Here is an 18,973-nt window from a genome sequence, read left to right as displayed (position 1 = left end):
TTTTGAGGTTTGCTTAGCTTGTTAGATTCTCACAAAAAATCACTTTGCAAGATAAAAATAACAAGGCCAATGCTATAGAGAAATGCTTTAAGTTATAAAGAAACACGATAGAGGGATATTATAAAACCAACCCTAACGCCTTTTCACGCTCATCTGAGATTGCCAAATAAGCAGTAATCCATTCTAAAACTGCTTTCACCTTATGCGATTGCCCCGAAGAAACAGGATAAGTCACATAATAGCTGCCGCGACCCTTTGCCGCATAATCCCACGCCATGACTAAAGCGCCTGATTGTAGTTCGGGTTCCACCAAACGTAACGGCACCAAGGCAATACCATAGCCAAGTAAGGCAGCAGAAATGCAGGCATGGAAGGTCTCAAAACGCGGGCCCACAAAGGTGCCATCGACGCTAACATCTTGTTGCTTAAAATACTCATACCATGCACTTAGGCGCGAGCTTATTTGCAATAATACATAGTCATTTAAACACTCGGTACTTTTCAAACACTCAGTGCTTAGCGTATTATCTTGCAAATACTGCGGCTGACAGACCGCAACACAGTATTCATCGAACAACTTTACGGCCTCCATGTTACCCCACATGCCATCGCCATATAAAAAAGCAATATCGACATTTTGGTCTTCAGAAAAAAACGGCCCCGCCAGCTCTTTAATATCCAAGTTAATAAGGGGATATTCTTGACTAAAGCCACTGAGTGCTGGAATCAACCAACGGGCACAAAATGTCGGATGCGAGACGATTTTTAGCAGCTCAGTATTACTGCTATGCGACATCAAATTGGTGGTCGCTACCTCGATATGTTTTAAAATCTCTAAGACTTCAAGATAATATGTTTTACCAGCAGGGGTCAGTGAAATCCGATGCGGCGTGCGATAAAACAAAGACAGGTTTAGCATCTCCTCTAACTGCGCCACTTGCTTACTGATGGCGCTTTGGGTCATGTGCATCTCGTGCGCAGCATTGGTAAAACTCAAATGACGAGCAGCGGTCTCAAAACATTGCAGTGCCGTTGTTGAAGGATATCTTCTAAAAGCTAATGGTTTATTGGTGTCTGTTTTCATAGATTGTTTTTCTTTTATCCTATCTCAGTAAAATATCAATAAATATTTGAACTTACGCTATCAAGCATCCCTAGCCGATGGGGTCATCATACCCATATTCAAGCTTAAATAGCGATCTCTCACTATAAGTGCTATGTAACTGGCACTGATGCCATCATTAGGCTTATTTGAGCATTTATTTGATAATTCATTTAATTATTCAATCCATTATTTAGTCGTTAGTTTTAAAGACTCTCCTACAAAAACACCATCGATTGCTGATAAAATACGGCTGTCTAATGATAGGCTCTGACATACTGCGATTGATTTGCTATCTTGCCCTCCTTCTCTTCATCATTACGACCTATTTCCGCCATTATTCTTAAGTTAATGAATTATTTTTAAGCTAATTTTTACTATTAGCGCCTTCTTTATTTGTATTGGATCATATGAAACATAACCTTGAGGTGAGCTCAAACGCTCGCCGAACTCAGTATTTCCAAGTATTTTTGATGGGCGTCAGCGCCTTTATTATGAATACCACCGAATTTGTCCCCGTTGCCCTATTAAGTGACATCGCCCAAGACTTTTCTATCACTACGGCTGAGACTGGCTGGATGTTGACACTGTATGCGTGGATTGTCGCGGCTATGTCATTGCCGTTAATGCTGCTCACCAGTCGTTTTGAGCGTAAAAGCTTGCTCTTGGGCTTGTTTGTGGTTTTTATTGCCAGCCACGTTTTATCAGTATTCGCATGGAGCTTTGATGTGTTGCTGATTAGCCGCGTGGGCATTGCGCTTTCGCATGCGATATTTTGGTCAATTACGGCAGCGATTGCGATACGTGTAGCACCGGAAGGCAAAAAAGCACTGGCACTTAGTGTACTTGCGACCGGTACTTCATTAGCGATGGTATTGGGTGTGCCGTTAGGACGCTTAGTCGGTCAATGGTTTGGCTGGCGGGCGACATTTGGCGGTATTGGTGTGATTGCTTTTATCGTATTTATCCTACAAGCAAGGCTATTACCAACGCTGCCGAGTATGTTTGAAGGCTCGTTTAGAAAGATTCCAGAACTGCTCAAAAACCCTTTATTGGTTTGTTTGTATCTGCTTATTTTACTGGTCTTTACTGCCCACTATACCGCTTACTCGTATATCGAGCCTTTTATGCGGCAGGTTGGCGCTATTAGTGAAAACGCCGCAACTGTCATCTTGCTATTGTTTGGAGTGGCAGGGATTGCGGGCAGTGTGATATTCAGTCGCTGGGGTGATCGTTTTAATACCAGATTGATGCTGATATCGACGATATTGATGCTACTCTCTATGCTCGTGTTACTGTTTGCCGTCACCTCTATCTGGGCGCTGAGCTTGATTGCATTACTGTGGGGCGCGGCGCTTATGCTGTTGATTATCTCTATGCAAGCCAAGGTCATCATGATTGATGTCACGGCGCAAGACATGCTGATGTCGATGTTCTCAGGTATTATTAATTTAGGCATTGGTGCAGGTGCGCTGTTCGGTGGTTATGCAGTGACGCATATATCCATATCGAGCGTGGGCTATGTCGGCGCGGCTATCGCAAGTGTGGCGCTGATATTGATGCTGTTTATGATAAAGCGCTTTCCTGAATTAAGCAAAAGGCTTGGATAGCTAAAAATCTAGTATTAAATAAGCCTATAAAAAATGCCAGCCACTTAGATGGGCTGGCATTTTGCTGTTTGTTTCATTTAAAAATAGAAAATAAGTAGCCTATTTAAAAATCTACCTTACCACGTAAGGCTTTGGTTTTGCCGCGCTGAGTTTTTTGATCCACTCGTTTGCGTTTGGCATTTCTGCTAGGTTTGGTGGGCCGTCTGGTTTTATTGACATGAGTGGCTTTTGTGATAAAGCTTTGCAGTCGCTCAAGCGCATCTATTTTATTGCGCTCTTGCGTACGAAACTGCTGTGCTTTGATGACGAGCACGCCTTCTTTAGTTATACGGCTGTCTTTGCTGTCTAGCAATCGCTGTTTGTACTCACCACTCAGGCTTGACGCATGAATATTAAAGCGTAGATGGATCGCAGAAGATACTTTATTGACATTCTGCCCGCCTGCGCCTTGCGCGCGCATGGCGCTGATCTCTACCTCATTATCATTGAGGCTAATATGGTTGTTGATAAAAATCATAGTGTACTTTTATATACGAGTAGATATGGCTCATGATAAAGCATTATAGATTTGTCTGCTACTTTGCCAAGAGTTGACGGCTTCGCTCAATCACTGGCGCATCCACCATTTCACCATCCATTTTAAATACAGCCTGCCCACTCCGCTCGTATTCCTCTACCACACGCCGAGCAAACGACAGCGCCTTGTCGGTCGGTTGTAGTGCTTGCTGGACGATCGCGACTTGCTTTGGATGAATACAAAGCATTCCTGATATGCCCATTTGTGACCACAGCTGTACTCGATTAGCTAGCCCTACTTCATCATTGAAATCAGGATAAATGGTATCGATTGGCGGCGATAATTGATGCACTTTTGAGGTCAAAATAAGCTGATAGCGAATCTGATTGGCGATAATGTCCGCTGCTGGCATCCCTACTTGTACCTGCAAGTCGTTACATAGATCCAAAAACCCATAGCTAAACGCGACCAACCCAACTGCTTTTGCCATCTCATCAATTTGATACAATCCAATAGCGCTCTCTATTAGCGCAATGATAGGTAGCTTGGTAAGCTGATGTACGCTTTCAATATCAGCTACTTGCTCGGCCTTAGCTAATAACACGCCAGCCAAGTTAGGCATTTGCTGACAGAGCACGATGTCTTTAAAAAATTCCTCGCTACCAGCTTTATTAATACGTAGCCAAATGGGCCGATAAATTTGCGCTTTATTTTGCTCATTGTAGTAGTTTTTTAACGTATCTCGAGCCTTGGCTTTGTCTTGTTTGGCAACGGCATCTTCTAAATCTACGATCACGGCATCTGCGCCACTAGCAAAGGCCTTCTCTACTCTGTCGATGCGAGTCGCTGGCACGAATAACCATGTCTTATTGTGAGCAATGCTATTTATTTTATGATTAGTCAATGAGTCCACGATTCACTCCTTTTAATTATTTGGACTTATTATGCCACGGTACTGCCTATTTTTGCTTCGCACTAGCAATCCATTCAATGGCAACGTATGAAAAATAGCTATACAATTCGTTAAAAATAAAGTCAAAAAAACCGCACGAAACGTAATCTCATGCGGTTTTCAATAGTAACTCTTATTTTGCGAATCACTTTCTATAAATTGTTTTTATAGATGAACCGATTAAGCCAGCATACCACCATCGACGACAATCGTCGCACCTGTGGTATAGCTTGATGCATCGGACACCAGATATAATACAGTACCTGCCATCTCATCAGGCTCAGCCACGCGCCCTAGCGGGATCGAGTGTAGCGCCATTTTCAAGACCTTATCATTAGTCGTCAAGGCTGAGGCAAACTTGGTATCCGTCAGACCTGGCAATAGCGCATTCACACGGATATTAAGTGGACCACATTCTTTAGCAAAAGCTTTGGTCATGCTAATGACTGCTGCTTTGGTGATTGAATAAATACCTTGCTTATCGCCTGCCACTAATCCATTGACAGACGCGGTATTCAAGATAACACCGCCGCCTTGCTCTTTCATCATTTTGCCAGCGGCTGTCGACATAAAGAAGTAACCACGTATATTAACCTCAACAGTCTTATCAAAGGCGGCTAAGTCTGTATCTAAAATATGACCGTAATACGGATTGGCTGCTGCATTATTGACCAAGATGTCAATTTGACCAAACTCACTTTTAATATGCTCAAAAATCGCGTCAATTTGTTCCATATCTCCCACATGACAAGCAAATGCACTGGCCTTATGACCGTCCGCTTTGATGCTATCTGCTACTGCTTGGCAAGCATCAATTTTACGGCTAGAGACAATCACATGCGCACCTCTTGAGGCCAATAAACGGGCAATAGACTCACCAATACCGCGACTGGCACCCGTCACTAGGGCAATCTTACCGGTTAAATCAAATAAATCTTTCATGATATTTCCTTATATTTTTGCACACTGTATACGTAAGCGTAAAAGTCAATCTTATGCCAACATGCCACCATCCAGGGTAAATGCATGACCATTCATAAAGCTACTTTCGTCGCTAGCTAACCATGCAATCGCGGCAGACACCTCATCCACCTCTCCCAGACGGCGCAGTGGGCTGGCCTTAACGGTTGCTTGCTGCGCACGTTCATTCATCATTGCCATGGTATTACGCACCATTGGCGTGTCAATAAAGCTTGGGCATACTGCATTGAAACGGATATTGGCGCGCGCATATTCATGGGCCGCAGATTTGGTCAGCCCCATCACTCCATGTTTAGCAGCGCTATAGGCTGAAATCATAGGTGCGGAACGTAGACCTGCGATAGACGCAACGTTAATCACATGACCACCACCATTCGGTATCATACAATTGACAGCAGCACGCATACAGTGCCAAACCCCTTTTAAGTTCACGGCGATATTACGGTCAAAGTCATCATCACTTAGCTCATGCATAGGCGAAGGTTTATGGTCGATACCTGCGTTGTTTACCACCACATCTATGCCACCTAATGTCTCCATCGCGAAGTCAAACAATGCACGCACTTCATCACCGCTGGTCACATCTACTTTTCTGAAGGTGATGCTGTTGCCTGCCTCTTGACCTTGCTGGGCAACAGATTCACCCATTTCTTCTGCCATATCACCGATGACGACTTTCGCGCCGCGACTGGCCAATAGCAGTGCGCTTGCGGCACCAATACCTGATGCGCCACCAGTTATCAAAATACGCTTACCCGTTACATCTGATGCAATTCCGTTTGTATTCAGTGTCATGATTTATCCCTCTACCTTAAGTACTAGTTTGCCGAAGTTTTCACCGTTAAAGAGCATCATAAGCGTCTCAGGGAACGTCTCGATACCCTCAACGATATGATCTTTCACTTTGATATCACCTGACTGGATCCAGCCAGCAATCTCTTTCATCGCGATTGGATATTCTTTGATGTTATCAAACACTACAATGCCTTCCATACGAGCACGATTGACCAATAGCGATAGATAGTTCGATGGGCCTTTTACTGCTGTCGTGTTGTTATACTGACTAATAGCCCCGCAAATCACGATACGCGCACGCAGATTAATCTGAGTAAGCACATCATTTAAAATATCACCGCCAACGTTATCGAAATAGACATCGACTCCGTTTGGACAGGTTTTCTTGAGTGCTTTTTTTACGTCTTCGTTTTTGTAATCAATCGTCGCATCAAACCCAAGCTCATCAACCAAGAATTTACATTTCTCAGCACCGCCTGCGATACCAACGACGCGGCAGCCTTTGATTTTGGCAATCTGACCGACCAAGCTACCAACGGCACCCGCAGCACCTGATACCACGACAGTCTCGCCTGCTTTTGGCTGACCTGTTTTTAATAGACCAAAATAGCCTGTCATACCCGGCATACCCAAGACACCCAAATAGTAAGGTAGCGGTGCAAGATTTGGATCGACTTTGTGCAATCCTGTGCCATCACTGACCGCATATGACTGCACGCCATCGTGACCTGCGACATAGTCACCAACGACAAATTTCTCATGCTTACTTTCAATCACTTCGCCAACCGTACCGGCGCGCATGACGTCACCAATTTGTACCGGTGCGATATAAGATTTGGCATCGTTTAGCCAACCACGCATCGCTGGATCAATAGAGATATAATCAACTCTAATCAGCAACTGACCATCGGTGATGGCCGGTAATTCTGTCTCGGTATAATCCCAAGTTTCAGCGCTCGGTTCGCCGACTGGTCTTGCTTTTAGTCGCCACTGTTTATTTATTGTTGTCATTACTCTTTCCTTAGAGTTTTTCTTAAAACCAGTCCGCTTGCATATCAGTACAAACAGCATTGGTGTTAGTTAAAATTGCTATATCACGGTTGATCAACGGTAGTTCCCAATCAATGAAATATTTGGCCGCTTGTATCTTACCTTTGTAGAAATTCTGCTGCTCCACATCTTGCGTTGTACTTAGTAGTTGTTCGGCTTTGCTTGCCTGACGAATCCAAATCCAGCTCAGCACGATTGAGGCAAAAATATTCATCAGCGCTTGGGCGTTACCTGTGAGCGTAATGGCCTCTTCTGTCTGCAACACTTTGCTCAAATGCACCAATACTTCATGCAAATGACCCATATAAGGCGTGAGCTTACCCGCGAGTGCAGCAGTCTCAGGCGTAGTGATATTTTCTAAATCTTGCGTGATTTCACGTTTTAGAATCTGAATACCAAGACCACCTTTTTGCCACAACTTTCGGAATGACAAATCTAACGCCTGTACGCCATTTGTGCCTTCATGGATAGGATTGAGACGATTGTCGCGCCAAAACTGTTCGGCATGATATTCACGCGTATAACCCGCACCGCCCAATACTTGAATACCCAAATCATTGGCTTTTGGCCCATATTCAGACGGCCATGCTTTTAGTACTGGTGTGAGAAGATCTAATAGTTCTGTCAGCTCGTTTTTTAGTGTTTCGTCTTCACAGGTGTTGATCCGGTCGATTAGGTTTGAGCCGTATAAGCACAGGGAGATACCGCCCTCAGAATAGGCTTTTTGTGCCAATAGCATACGCTTTACGTCACCATGCTGGATAATGGCAGTCGCATCGTCTTCAGGTTTGTTGTTCGGTGCGATCCGACCTTGCGTTCTGTCTTTGGCGTAATCGAGCGAATACTGATAACCGCGATAGCCAATCATCGCTGCCCCAAAACCAACCGCAATACGTGCCTCGTTCATCATCTTGAACATGTAACGCAGACCAAAATGCTCGTCACCGATCAGATAACCATGGCATTCGCCTTCATCACCGAAGCTCAATGCCGTCGAGGTAGCCCCTCTATAACCAAGTTTGTGAATCAGACCCGTCAGATGCACGTCATTGCGCTCGCCAATCGATGAATCATCGTTGAGTCGATACTTAGGTACGGCAAATAAAGAAATCCCTTTGACGCCACCAGGACCACCTGGGATTTTAGCCAATACCAAATGGACAATATTGTCAGACAGCTCGTGGTCGCCTGCTGAGATATAAATCTTACTACCTTTGACACGATACGAGCCGTCGTCTTGTTTGACCGCGGTGGTTTTGATATCGGCAAGTGATGAGCCTGCATGTGGTTCTGTCAGTGCCATGGTTCCGGTAAACTCGCCTGTCAGCATACGTGGCATAAAGGCGGCTTTGATATCCTCACTGGCAAAATGCGAAATGACGTTGATTGCTGCTGTCGTCAAAAATGGATAGGCCGTCGTTGATGGGTTGGCTGCCATAAAATAGCCTGCCACGGCTGTCATAACCGTTTCGGGCAGTTGCATGCCGCCGTCTTCGAAACTGTAACGACCAGCGATAAACCCCGACTCACGAAACGCGTCAAAAGCGACTTTTACATCGCTTATCATGCTGACTTTTTTACCATCGAACTGCGGTTCGTTCTTGTCTGCCAAGTGATTATGCGGTAGAAATAAATCCGTCGCGATCTTGTTTGCCGTATCTAATACCGCATCAAAGGTCTCACGGCTGTGCTCTGAAAATTTCGAATGCTCAGTGAGGGTTTCTGTTCCCAATACATCGTATAGCTGGAACGGTAATTCAAAGTCGTTGATAAGGGTATCTGCTGCCATAATCGTCTCTTTTAGTAAAGTTCAAATATCGTAAGTCATGAAAATCCGTTTATCTTACTGCCACCTGTAATGACTTTATCTCTTCTATTTACTGCATCGTTGAGTAAGGCAAAACAAAGGTCATAAATACTTATCAATTGATATTAATCTAATTTAGCACCTTCCCGTATTGTCATTTATGACATAATCATGGTCAAATGAGACAAAAATTTAAGAAAAATTCATTAAGAACACCCTATTTTTAACAAGCGCACCTAAAGATACGAGAGAGTTATGCCTTATTTCAAACCGTTTAAAGTGATCATTCTTGGCTTCGATGGTGTGCTCGGTAGCGTGCTCGCTGGTGCATTGGACCTATTTTCTTTCACAGGGGTTAGCTGGCAGCGATTTTTAGATGAAGATGTAGAGCCTAGATTTAAGGTACAGATCGCAAGCTTGGGTGGCGGTGCTATCAGATGTAGCAATCGCTTAATGGTTCATGCCCATTGTGATATCCGAGACGTCATGGAGTGCGACTTGTTGCTGGTGCCAACCATTGGCGATTCCATTGATAAGGTGCTCAGGCAAAATAGTGAGCTACTACCGCATCTGAAGCGTCTGGCGGATACCAACGCTGATATTGCGAGTAACTGTAGCGGGGCTTTTTTCTTGGCGGAAGCAGGATTATTAGACAATAAAATAGCCACGACCCATTGGGGCTATGCCAATAAATTTAAGGCAGACTTTCCACTGGTGGACTTACAAGAAAATCAATTTGTTACCCAATCGGATAACATATTTTGTGCAGCAGGTGGCAGTGCCTTTTATGACTTAGGGTTGTTATTGATAGAGCGCTACTGTGGGCGGGAGATTTCTACACAAGTAGCAAAAACTCAGATTATTGACAGCAAGCGAGGCAATCAGAATAGCTATACCAACGTGACTTTGCACAAGCCGCATTCCGATCAGTTGGTCAAACAAGTCCAAGAATTCATTGAGCAAAACTTCCAGCAGCCAATACAAGTCAGCAGTCTGGCTGCCATGGTAAATATTACCCCACGCACCTTAAATAGACGCTTTCAAGCCAGTGTGGCGATGCGACCAGTTGAGTATATTCAGGCCGTCAGAATTGAACAAGCCAAGCGCTTGCTCGAGTTGGGCGATGTGACCATCAAATCGCTTGCCGATCAAGTCGGTTATGATGACATCTCTTCGTTCACACGATTGTTCAAACGTGCGACAGAGCTTACACCCAAAGAGTATCAAGACAAGTTTTCGCGGCTGGCGATTTAGGATTGGTCGTGTCTAATGTTTATTGATACTGAGGATTTAAACAGTCTGCCATAAACCTTCTACATGAATGGCATCCGCCTTAATGGTTGGATAATCGGTAAATGCCAACTGATAACCGCCCACTATATTAGGAATCAGCTGACAAGTCGCCCCAAGCGGGAAGCTATGTTTTTTGCCAATATGACCGAAACGCATGCCACTATAAATCGGTAGCCCTGTCAGCTTATGCAATTGATGAATCACCGTGGCGACATCATAACGCTTGTCGTAGCTATCTTCGCCTGTACTGGACAACGCGCCAAACACAATTGCTTGTTGATCTTTGAACACACCTGCCAGATACAAGTCATACAGCATGCGCTCAATGCGATACGTTTGCTCGCCCACATCTTCTAAAAACACAATACCGCCATCAATACGTGGTAAGTACTCACTGCCTGCCAGCGCCGATACGACGCTTAAGTTACCGCCCCAAATAGTACCAGTTAATACTTTGGGTTCACCCGTTGTCAGTATGGTAGGCAGTTGCTGACTGGTTAAAGCTGCATCTCGTATGGTGATAGTTAGGTTAGGATTGCTCAAGGCCTCAGCAAATTGCCGACAACTGACTTGATCGGGTGCTGTTTTGCCAAACTCGCTATAAAGCATCGGTGCTGCGAGTGAGCTCATCGCTCCTTTCGCCAGTAGCGCACATTGAATAGCGGTCACATCACTGAACCCTGCGAGTATCGTGCCGCGCTCCTTCATAATCCGTCCTAGCGTTGTCCAGTCAACCATGGGTAATATACGCATAGCGCCATAGCCACCGCGCACGCCTAATAGCAGTTTTGGTGCCGTTATCGCACCAGTAGCGAGGTTTTGTAAATCACTGGCTCGCTGCGAATCAGTACCTGCAAAACGCAAATACTGCCGCGTGGTAACCGTAGGATTATCGACTTTAAAACCAGCACAAGCCATGCGACCCAATGCTAATTGATTGCGCTCGTTGCTACCACCGACATTGGAACTGGCAAAAAGCCGCGTCTCAATCGTTGGCGTGATACAACTTGTCTGTGTTGGGAGCGTTTGTGATGATGAGCGCTCACCCAACAACGCAGTCGGCAGATCATCTTTGGTAAGTTGCGTACTATTATTTTTATCAATGACATCGGAGGCCAGCGACTGAGTCATATTTTGGGTTATTAATAACCCTGCCCCTGCGCTGAGACCTACTCGACGTAAAAACTGGCGACGATTCAAGCCAGCTGCCATTTCCATCGCTGTATGACCATTTTTATTTTTATCATCTGTTAATAACTGATTCTTGGAAACCATCTCTCGCTGCCACCTTATCGTTTTTATTTTGATATATTTTTAACCCATCTTTATCTTTGCAATCTGCTTGCTTAAACATCACAGCAGCATATTGTAGACGTTTTTTTGGCTATGATAGTTGCCCAACCCTTGCCTATATTTAATTTTTCGCTATGGTACATAGCAAAAACCTAGCCGTATTGGCACATCCCACGACTTTGTTGTAGTATGAGAATACCGATTTCGGTTAAATAAGGATAATAATAATGGCTGAGAAAACGACTGATAAACAGAAAAAAGATGACATATTGGACACCGATTTAGAGTACCTCATCAACGAAGAAGAAAAACTGCAAGAAAAGCTAAAAGATAGCAGCCATCTTGAGCGTTTTGCCAAAGATTTGATGCTATTCATGAGCTTGATTAAAGATTATTATCAAGGAAACTATCGCGATATTCCCTACAAGACCATTTCAGCGGGCGTGGTTGGACTGCTTTATACTCTCAACCCGATTGATATCATTCCCGACTTCATTCCCTTTATCGGTCATATTGACGATGCACTAGTACTAACCTTTTGCTTGAAGTTGGTCGAAAAGGATTTACAAAAATATCAAACTTGGAAGAAAAGACAAGCATCTGCTAAAACTGCTACTAACTTGAAGAAAAACACGTAATCTTGTGCAAGCTATCATACTGAAATGATCATTCTAAAAAGCCACGACTGATAATCAATGTATCAGCCGTGGCTTTTTTATTCACTAATAGCAACTATCTACGTGCGTTAATCTGGAACATCATAACGCGCTTTTTCTGGATTGAGACCGAACGAATAAACAAAGGTTGCAACGATGCTATTGATGATAATAAAAGGCAAATCGATAGCAGCATGTCCGAGTAAATAACGCCCAATCAGCCACGAGACAATCAGCATGATAATAAAGAAACCACCCAAGTAAGCTAAGATGGCGGGATGCTTAAGATTATAAGGCTGCTCAGGTTCAGGCTTCTTATCCAGTACATAGGTTCTGACGGCCCAGCCTGCTGCATAAGAAAATCCGCCCAATACCACATAACTAAAAAAATTCATATTGCTTAACTCTAATGGCATGTCTGTTTATGGCAAAATACTGTTTAGAAAAATACTATCGATCATAAATGATATTTATGACCCATGCTTATCTAAATGCTCTCATTAACATTGTCGATAATAATATTGGCATGTGGATTGGCTAAAATATCGGTATTAACATCATCACACTCAACACGATAGATGGTATTGGCACCGCGATAAATATAAGATAAATATTCACTGTCTAATAATGGATCGATATTGGCATAGACAGGCTTAACATGCGCCAGTACCAATACTCTATCCGGACGACCGATAACCGCATCAACATTGTCAGGGTCAATAGAGAAAAACTGCGGTATCTCGCTATTTTCAATCACTTCTAGCGGCTCAGGGTCATCCCAAACACGTTTGGCACTTGCTGGCTCTTTCATTTGCATGACCCATGCACCATCTTTTTGACTGACTTTTATTTGAGCAGGCTCATCATGGCTGACAGTATAGCAACCCTCAAAGATTGATAAATCTGCTGCCGTCTCAACCTTGTTGGTATCGGCTTGAGTATTGCTATCATTACAAGCACTCAAAAACAGCGCACTACTCGCCGTTATAGCAACCATAAAAGGAGTCAATTTTTTATAAAAAACGTTTGAGCGTAAGGACATAATAGGGTTATCCTGCATTCGAGCGTATTGAATACTCACAAGTTGATTATTCACAAATAGGCACTGATGATTGAGTAAGCGAACAGAGATTTTCGCCATATAAATAGATGCTTTATCACAACCTAGCTTATTTTAACAGAAAATGGCAGGGTTACTATTATGATCTGTGCTTTTGCGACTTTGTGCATTACGATTGCCCACATCAACGATAGATTTGTTATACTCATTCTCAAAATATAAAGGGAGAGCCAGTGTAAAAAACAACGCTAGCAAAATCTCTCTAACTCTCCTTAAGTTTATCAATGTTCAGGTCAATAATTTTTTATGTCAGACAATCGCACCTCAGCGCAGCAATTCACCACCAATAACGCGATGAATCCGTTGGCCGCCAAATCAAACACCACCGTGGCCTATACAGATGGTGCCTGTAAAGGCAATCCGGGCGCTGGTGGCTGGGGCGCACATCTCATTTTTAGCGATGGCCGTACACAAGATTTGTACGGCGGTGATAAAGAGACGACCAATAATCGCATGGAATTGATGGGTGCGATACAAGCACTTACTCATAGTCCGCATGAGCAAAAACTTGAAATTTGGACAGACTCAAGCTATGTCAAAAAAGGCATTACCGAATGGATAGAGGGTTGGAAAAAAAGAGGCTGGAAAACGGCAAGTAAGAAACCCGTCGCCAATCAAGACCTTTGGCAACAATTAGATAAGCTATGCCAGCAGCGCGATGTTGATTGGCATTGGGTAAAAGGTCACGCAGGACATGCGGGCAATGAAAAAGCGGACGAGCTGGCAAACTTGGGCGTGACGTCCAGCAGTGAAGAATTATCGACCATAGAATCGCAAGACACAGCTAAAAAAAAAGGGCAAATAATGCCTAATACAGCTCAAAATGCTTCTCACGATGATTGGCTAAGTTTCGACCCACTGGGTCTGGATATGACAGATGATGAGCTTGACGAAGATGTCATAGACAGTGATAACGATACAAACTTAGCAGATGACATGATGAATAAAGAGGCTGTAATAGAAGCCGATCGCTATCAGCATAATGCTAGCAAACTAATGAGTAAAATAGAGATGCCAGAAGCCCAAACGTCCATGACTGAAGCAACGATAAATGACCATGTGCCCGCTACCGTTACTGGCATAGAAGAAGCCGATACACCAAAATTCGACGGCGACACCAGCCGTGCCAATCCGCATTTCATACCGCTGCTGCCCAAACCTATCCATCGGCATGAGTCTGATCGCCAGCTCATTATGGATACTGAAACCACAGGTCTTGATCCGCTAAAAGGCGATCGTATTATCGAAGTCGGTATCGTAGAGATGGTCGGGCGTAAATTTACGGGCGAAAAACTCCACGTTTATATCAACCCACAGCGAGGTATGGATGACGAGGTCATTCGCATTCATGGTATTTCTGAGGCGTTTTTGACCGACAAGCCAACCTTTGATCAAGTCGCTCAGTCGCTCTATGATTTTATGGACGGCGCAGAAATCATCGCTCACAACGCCACCTTTGATATGAACTTCTTAAATATGGAGTTTGCCAAAGTTGGTATGAATGACTTTGCTGAGCGCGTACAAGTGACGGACTCGCTGGTCATGGCAAAGCAGCAGTACCCTGGGCAAAAAAACACCCTAGATGCTTTAGTACGTCGCCTAGATGTGGGCAAGCAAGACCGTACTTTTCACGGGGCCTTACTTGATTCAGAGATTTTAGCCGAAGTTTATCTGGCAATGACTGGCGGGCAAGTGACACTTGCCATCGAAGAAGATACGCAAACAGACGGTGGACAGACAGCCCATGCCAGCTTTGCCAACTTAGCGTCTTTATTGCTAGAGTCATCTATAGATGAAAATACCAATCAAACATGGTATGCCTCGCTCGCAGAAGCATATCCTGAGCTAAAAGCCAATATGTAGTCGCCATTTAAGCTGATGATATCAACCTTTGTACAATAACATTTGTATAATATAGGCTTAATTATTGTTATATTAAGCGTTAAAACATCACCAGCAAGTGCTTTTTCGATCATCATTTAAACCCTCGCCATTATCATCAGTACATTATGGAAAAACACCTATGAACCAGTCTGCGCAAATGAAGTTAACGGCCCCAACGCTTAGTGTTACTGATTTCAATCTACCATCGTTACATTTGTTGCATGATGAGGTCATCGTAACCTTAAAAGATACTGAGATTCATCTGAGTGAATTTAATGATGATAATAGTCAAGCCCCTTTATTATTAGATTCTATCACTGTGCTAAAGCAGTTGTCTTGTATCTTTGAGCTGATATCTTTAGTTGGTGCAGAGGCTTTGAGTACCGCTATTGTCAATGGTTTACAGCGCCTATATGATAATGGTGATAATAACGATACCAGCTTGATTATGGACTTATCAGAAGCCATTATGACACTGGATCGCTATATCGAGTTTGTACTTTTGACAGAGTCGGTAGAGCCAACGTTGTTACTGCCTGTCATCAATAAACTCAATGCTCACGGGCAAGAAACTCCTATCACAGCAGACTATTTTGCGGCTTTTGGTAGCAGTAGTGTCATCATTGCCAACCCTGAACAGAACTTCCAACCACTTAACGAGCTTAACCTAGACACTGAACTACTAACTTATGCTTATCGTAGTGGTCTTGGAGTCGCTCTGCTTAATCAAGATGGTAACGTTAGCCCAGACGATCAGCAGAAACTTGACGCCATGAATGCAGCGTGTGCTTTGATAGCATCAAACACCAGCAGTCTATTCTGGCAAGCAGCTACTGCAGCTGTCACGGATATTGCCACGATATTACCGTTAAACCTGAGCCAAAAACACACACTGATTTATTTAGAGCAGCAATTTCAAAGCTACTTGCCTGTGATGGACAAGCGGTTTGCTGATTTGGTAAGTTTTGCTTGCCAGCGTGATAGTAATGCGGCGCAACGACTGCGTGAACAATACGCCAGCAACCAATTAGAAGGCTCGCAACTTGAGCAAATGAAGCGTTTCTTATTCGGTCCTAATCGAGCACTGACCGATACGCTGAACACCATCATTCAGACCCAAATCAATACCATTAAAGAAAATGTGGATAGCTACGCACGCGGTGATTCATTAAATCCTGTCGATATGCAAACGGCACAGATTATCGAAGAGCTAACAGAATTGAGCTCAGCTTTACGCTTGCTTGGTTTATCAGATGCAGCCAATAGTCTCAGCGTAGCAGCAGAAGCTGTTAGTCATTGGCAAACGCCCTCACCTGACGATTTTGATCACTTGCTGCTGGCATTGATGCATGCGGAAAACGCCACCATTGCAATGGCAGAAATGCACACACCAGGGGCAATCTATTTGCCACTGAATAACCCGCATATCTCTTTACATCAGCTCAATACGGCTAATGATACTTTGATACAAGAAAGTCGTTCCGCTATTGCCAGCGCAGAACAAGCCATTAACGATTATTTGGCTGAGCCAGAGCGCGATATGCTCAATATCCAGAACATACCTGAGATGATGCGCCAAGTGGCAGGGGCTGTGCGCTTCTTACAGCTACCAACACCTGCAAGCATGCTCAGTCAATTGGCCAACTATCTTCAGCAACGTATCGAAGGTGGACAACGTATTGAAGACAGTACGCTCGCTTGTATCGCTGATGTCATTATGGCCGTCGATCATCATCTAGATGGTTTTGAGCATAATCGTCCAGTCAGCAAACAAGCGCTAGATGTAGGGCAGCAGAGCTTGAGTCATCTACTCGCAGCCTAATTTCTATCTTGCTTAAGCAGTAAAACGATATATTTGTGGTCGCTGCTCTGCTGCCACAAATACTTATTTATACACTTCAATTTAAAGAAGTCTGTATCAACACTGATGCGTACTTACCTTAATCGGTTTGGAATTTTATCTATGACCAGTGCTTTTATATTTAGTGATGACACTGTTTTATGCCGCCAGCTACCTAATGGATGGTGGCCGGTGCAGCTTGAATTACCACCGTCCGCTACACATTCAGACGAGGAGACTCAGCTTGCTTACCGAGTTGGTCATGTCACGCTACTCGAAAGCCTAGCACCGCGTCACTGGTCGTCTGATATTAATTCTACTAACGCGAGTGTAGATGCTCTGAAGTATGCCGACACTCTAGAAAGTGCCGACGGCTCGATTAACACTGCCCATACCTTTACTGCGCAAGCAGCTAGCGCCATTACTTATGACTATGCAATTGCACATCATATTGCATTGCCTATCATCGCTGAGGCCAGCGGCAATGCTTTTGTTCCTTACCGCCAGCTGATTACTCAGTTGCCCGTGGCTTTGTCCGATCAGCTTAGCCAAGCAATACAGTTATTGCGCTGGCAAACAGATACGCAGTTTTGTAGTCGCTGCGCTGCCCCAACCATTCATGCCAAACGAGATGAGCGTGCGATGGTCTGTCCAGTATGCCGATTGCGCCAATACCCACGTGTACAGCCCTGCGTCATCACGGCTATCACTCGACCGAATCCGCAAACTGGTGAAATGCAGATTTTGCTAGCCCATCATCATCGTTATGGACAGCAAAAAACCCCTTCACAAGCGTTACAGTATGGTTTGATTGCAGGTTTTGTAGAAGTGGGTGAAAGTTTAGAACACGCGGTTGTGCGTGAAGTGGCAGAAGAGGTGAATATCAGCCTATCAGATATTCGGTACGTCAGCAGTCAGCCTTGGCCGTTTCCCTCTAATTTAATGCTAGGCTTTCGAGCTTCTTATGCAGGTGGTGAACTTATCATTCAAGAAGATGAGCTATCGCATGCGGATTTTTTTGATCTATCAAATTTGCCAAAAATACCTTCAAAAGGTAGCATTGCTTACGAGCTAATTGCACAAATTGCCAATGAGCAAGGTCTATCACTTTAATCTATAATATCAATGCAGCATTCAGCATTTACCAATATCGTTATTATCCTATTATTCTAATGTCAGCGCTAAGCGCTTAGCACTGATATGAAGGTTTTAAAGCATATGCAAAGCACCACTAGTAAAAATAGCACCCACATCCGTCTCACCAATTTGCCAATCTTGTTCGACACTTTGGATATAGAGCGCTTACCTGCGGACATACAAACGAAAATCTCACATATTGATGCTTGTCTACCGCAAACACAATGTGGGCTTTGCGAGCACCCAGACGGCTGCTTGCCCTATGCCGCTGCTATCGTGCTAGAGAATGAACCATACAATAAATGTGTACCCGGTGGTCAACCCGTTACCAATGCCATCGCTCAAATTATCGATATTGGTAGTCATGAAGTGATACTGAGCGCTGCGCCTTCTCAGTGGCCAATAGATGCTACCTCTGAACGTCCTACCGAGGTACGTGCTGTTATCCGTGAAGATGACTGTATCGGCTGTACCAAATGTATCCCCGCCTGCCCAGTCGATGCTATTGTCGGTACTGGTAAGCACATGCATACTATCTTTACGGATTTATGCACGGGCTGCGAGCTTTGTATTGCACCTTGCCCAGTCGACTGCATCGATTTGGTCACTATTGAACGAGAGCTTTCTAGCCCTGAACGTACCACAGAGCAAGAAGATTTAAGACAGCGTTATCATACTCATTTAAGACGCGTCACCGAGCAGCTGGCTGATAGTAGCAATAGCAGACCTGTGGTCAGCATGGTCGAAGCAAAACTGAATAATGCCGCTAGTCAATCGTTGAACATCAGCGAAGCACAAGCAAAAAACACCATCGCCGCAGCGAAGCTTCGTAGTAAAATTAAAAAGCTAGAAAAGCAGCTAAGTGTCCGTCCAAATGAGAGCAAACAAGTAGAGCTTGACGCGTTGCAAATGGAGTTAAGTCAGCTTTAACAGCGT

At 44.1% G+C, this 18,973-nt stretch carries 17 protein-coding genes; 7 read left to right on the top strand and 10 right to left on the bottom strand.

Annotated features, from left to right (window positions below; genetic code table 11):
• Window positions 1–118: 118 nt before the first annotated feature.
• Entirely contained in the window at window positions 119–1,084 is a 966-nt protein-coding gene (locus JFC10_RS01300) for a LysR substrate-binding domain-containing protein (protein WP_198331303.1), read from the bottom strand.
• A gap of 428 nt (window positions 1,085–1,512) precedes the next feature.
• Here JFC10_RS01300 and JFC10_RS01295 point away from each other — a divergent pair, with 428 nt between their 5' ends.
• The gene (locus JFC10_RS01295) at window positions 1,513–2,712 is read left to right on the top strand and encodes a sugar transporter (RefSeq protein ID WP_198331302.1); all 1,200 of its coding nucleotides are present in this window, start codon (window positions 1,513–1,515) and stop codon (window positions 2,710–2,712) included.
• A 103-nt stretch (window positions 2,713–2,815) separates the two neighbouring features.
• On the opposite strand, the gene arfB is transcribed toward JFC10_RS01295, so the two are convergent.
• From arfB to JFC10_RS01265, 6 genes are all read right to left on the bottom strand, one after another.
• Entirely contained in the window at window positions 2,816–3,229 is a 414-nt protein-coding gene (gene arfB / locus JFC10_RS01290; RefSeq protein WP_198331301.1) for an alternative ribosome rescue aminoacyl-tRNA hydrolase ArfB, read from the bottom strand.
• Window positions 3,230–3,287: 58 nt separating this feature from the next.
• Window positions 3,288–4,142, bottom strand: coding sequence for an HpcH/HpaI aldolase/citrate lyase family protein (locus JFC10_RS01285; RefSeq protein WP_227685877.1), 855 nt, complete (start codon window positions 4,140–4,142; stop codon window positions 3,288–3,290).
• Window positions 4,143–4,361: 219 nt separating this feature from the next.
• On the bottom strand, window positions 4,362–5,123 hold the full coding sequence (locus JFC10_RS01280; RefSeq protein WP_198331300.1) for an SDR family oxidoreductase: 762 nt from the start codon (window positions 5,121–5,123) through the stop codon (window positions 4,362–4,364).
• A 51-nt stretch (window positions 5,124–5,174) separates the two neighbouring features.
• A complete protein-coding gene (locus JFC10_RS01275) occupies window positions 5,175–5,957 on the bottom strand; it encodes an SDR family NAD(P)-dependent oxidoreductase (RefSeq protein WP_198331299.1) in 783 nt (260 codons plus the stop codon).
• A gap of 3 nt (window positions 5,958–5,960) precedes the next feature.
• On the bottom strand, window positions 5,961–6,968 hold the full coding sequence (locus tag JFC10_RS01270; RefSeq protein ID WP_198331298.1) for an NADP-dependent oxidoreductase: 1,008 nt from the start codon (window positions 6,966–6,968) through the stop codon (window positions 5,961–5,963).
• Window positions 6,969–6,990: 22 nt separating this feature from the next.
• Window positions 6,991–8,796: an acyl-CoA dehydrogenase gene (locus JFC10_RS01265; protein ID WP_198331297.1), complete on the bottom strand. Its 1,806-nt coding sequence runs from the start codon at window positions 8,794–8,796 to the stop codon at window positions 6,991–6,993.
• Between the two features lie 273 nt (window positions 8,797–9,069).
• Here JFC10_RS01265 and JFC10_RS01260 point away from each other — a divergent pair, with 273 nt between their 5' ends.
• A complete protein-coding gene (locus JFC10_RS01260) occupies window positions 9,070–10,068 on the top strand; it encodes a GlxA family transcriptional regulator (protein WP_198331296.1) in 999 nt (332 codons plus the stop codon).
• Window positions 10,069–10,104: 36 nt separating this feature from the next.
• Here the strand turns inward: JFC10_RS01260 and JFC10_RS01255 are convergent, their stop codons facing one another.
• The gene (locus JFC10_RS01255) at window positions 10,105–11,325 is read right to left on the bottom strand and encodes an LD-carboxypeptidase (RefSeq protein WP_198331450.1); all 1,221 of its coding nucleotides are present in this window, start codon (window positions 11,323–11,325) and stop codon (window positions 10,105–10,107) included.
• Between the two features lie 302 nt (window positions 11,326–11,627).
• On the opposite strand from JFC10_RS01255, the gene JFC10_RS01250 reads away from it, so the two are divergent.
• Window positions 11,628–12,038, top strand: a complete 411-nt coding sequence (locus JFC10_RS01250) for a YkvA family protein (protein ID WP_198331295.1) — start codon at window positions 11,628–11,630, stop codon at window positions 12,036–12,038.
• A 107-nt stretch (window positions 12,039–12,145) separates the two neighbouring features.
• On the opposite strand, the gene JFC10_RS01245 is transcribed toward JFC10_RS01250, so the two are convergent.
• Window positions 12,146–12,451, bottom strand: a complete 306-nt coding sequence (locus tag JFC10_RS01245) for a hypothetical protein (protein ID WP_198331294.1) — start codon at window positions 12,449–12,451, stop codon at window positions 12,146–12,148.
• 92 nt (window positions 12,452–12,543) lie between these two features.
• On the bottom strand, window positions 12,544–13,098 hold the full coding sequence (locus JFC10_RS01240; protein WP_227698004.1) for a hypothetical protein: 555 nt from the start codon (window positions 13,096–13,098) through the stop codon (window positions 12,544–12,546).
• Between the two features lie 324 nt (window positions 13,099–13,422).
• Here JFC10_RS01240 and dnaQ point away from each other — a divergent pair, with 324 nt between their 5' ends.
• The 4 genes from dnaQ (at window position 13,423) to JFC10_RS01220 (ending at window position 18,967) form a co-directional block, all read left to right on the top strand.
• Window positions 13,423–15,039 carry a DNA polymerase III subunit epsilon gene (dnaQ, locus tag JFC10_RS01235; protein ID WP_198331293.1) on the top strand — a complete coding sequence of 539 codons (1,617 nt, stop codon included), beginning with the start codon at window positions 13,423–13,425 and terminating at the stop codon, window positions 15,037–15,039.
• Window positions 15,040–15,199: 160 nt separating this feature from the next.
• A complete protein-coding gene (locus JFC10_RS01230; RefSeq protein WP_198331292.1) occupies window positions 15,200–16,882 on the top strand; it encodes a hypothetical protein in 1,683 nt (560 codons plus the stop codon).
• Between the two features lie 141 nt (window positions 16,883–17,023).
• Complete coding sequence (gene nudC, locus JFC10_RS01225) at window positions 17,024–18,013, top strand: NAD(+) diphosphatase (RefSeq protein ID WP_198331291.1); 990 nt, start codon at window positions 17,024–17,026, stop codon at window positions 18,011–18,013.
• A 105-nt stretch (window positions 18,014–18,118) separates the two neighbouring features.
• Complete coding sequence (locus JFC10_RS01220; RefSeq protein ID WP_198331290.1) at window positions 18,119–18,967, top strand: RnfABCDGE type electron transport complex subunit B; 849 nt, start codon at window positions 18,119–18,121, stop codon at window positions 18,965–18,967.
• Window positions 18,968–18,973 lie beyond the last annotated feature (6 nt).

The organism is Psychrobacter aquimaris, assembly GCF_016107525.1.
GTDB lineage: Bacteria > Pseudomonadota > Gammaproteobacteria > Pseudomonadales > Moraxellaceae > Psychrobacter > Psychrobacter aquimaris.
This window is presented reverse-complemented; position numbering and strand designations above follow the sequence as displayed.

Coding starts and splice junctions, on each gene's coding strand:
- JFC10_RS01245 (WP_198331294.1), bottom strand. CDS start 12,451: ATGAATTTTTTTAGTTATGTGGTATTGGGCGGATTTTCTTATGCAGCA.
- JFC10_RS01280 (WP_198331300.1), bottom strand. CDS start 5,123: ATGAAAGATTTATTTGATTTAACCGGTAAGATTGCCCTAGTGACGGGT.
- JFC10_RS01275 (WP_198331299.1), bottom strand. CDS start 5,957: ATGACACTGAATACAAACGGAATTGCATCAGATGTAACGGGTAAGCGT.
- JFC10_RS01255 (WP_198331450.1), bottom strand. CDS start 11,325: ATGGAAATGGCAGCTGGCTTGAATCGTCGCCAGTTTTTACGTCGAGTA.
- JFC10_RS01260 (WP_198331296.1), top strand. CDS start 9,070: ATGCCTTATTTCAAACCGTTTAAAGTGATCATTCTTGGCTTCGATGGT.
- nudC (WP_198331291.1), top strand. CDS start 17,024: ATGACCAGTGCTTTTATATTTAGTGATGACACTGTTTTATGCCGCCAG.
- JFC10_RS01265 (WP_198331297.1), bottom strand. CDS start 8,796: ATGGCAGCAGATACCCTTATCAACGACTTTGAATTACCGTTCCAGCTA.
- JFC10_RS01250 (WP_198331295.1), top strand. CDS start 11,628: ATGGCTGAGAAAACGACTGATAAACAGAAAAAAGATGACATATTGGAC.
- JFC10_RS01270 (WP_198331298.1), bottom strand. CDS start 6,968: ATGACAACAATAAATAAACAGTGGCGACTAAAAGCAAGACCAGTCGGC.
- JFC10_RS01230 (WP_198331292.1), top strand. CDS start 15,200: ATGAACCAGTCTGCGCAAATGAAGTTAACGGCCCCAACGCTTAGTGTT.
- JFC10_RS01295 (WP_198331302.1), top strand. CDS start 1,513: ATGAAACATAACCTTGAGGTGAGCTCAAACGCTCGCCGAACTCAGTAT.
- JFC10_RS01240 (WP_227698004.1), bottom strand. CDS start 13,098: ATGTCCTTACGCTCAAACGTTTTTTATAAAAAATTGACTCCTTTTATG.
- dnaQ (WP_198331293.1), top strand. CDS start 13,423: ATGTCAGACAATCGCACCTCAGCGCAGCAATTCACCACCAATAACGCG.
- arfB (WP_198331301.1), bottom strand. CDS start 3,229: ATGATTTTTATCAACAACCATATTAGCCTCAATGATAATGAGGTAGAG.
- JFC10_RS01300 (WP_198331303.1), bottom strand. CDS start 1,084: ATGAAAACAGACACCAATAAACCATTAGCTTTTAGAAGATATCCTTCA.
- JFC10_RS01220 (WP_198331290.1), top strand. CDS start 18,119: ATGCAAAGCACCACTAGTAAAAATAGCACCCACATCCGTCTCACCAAT.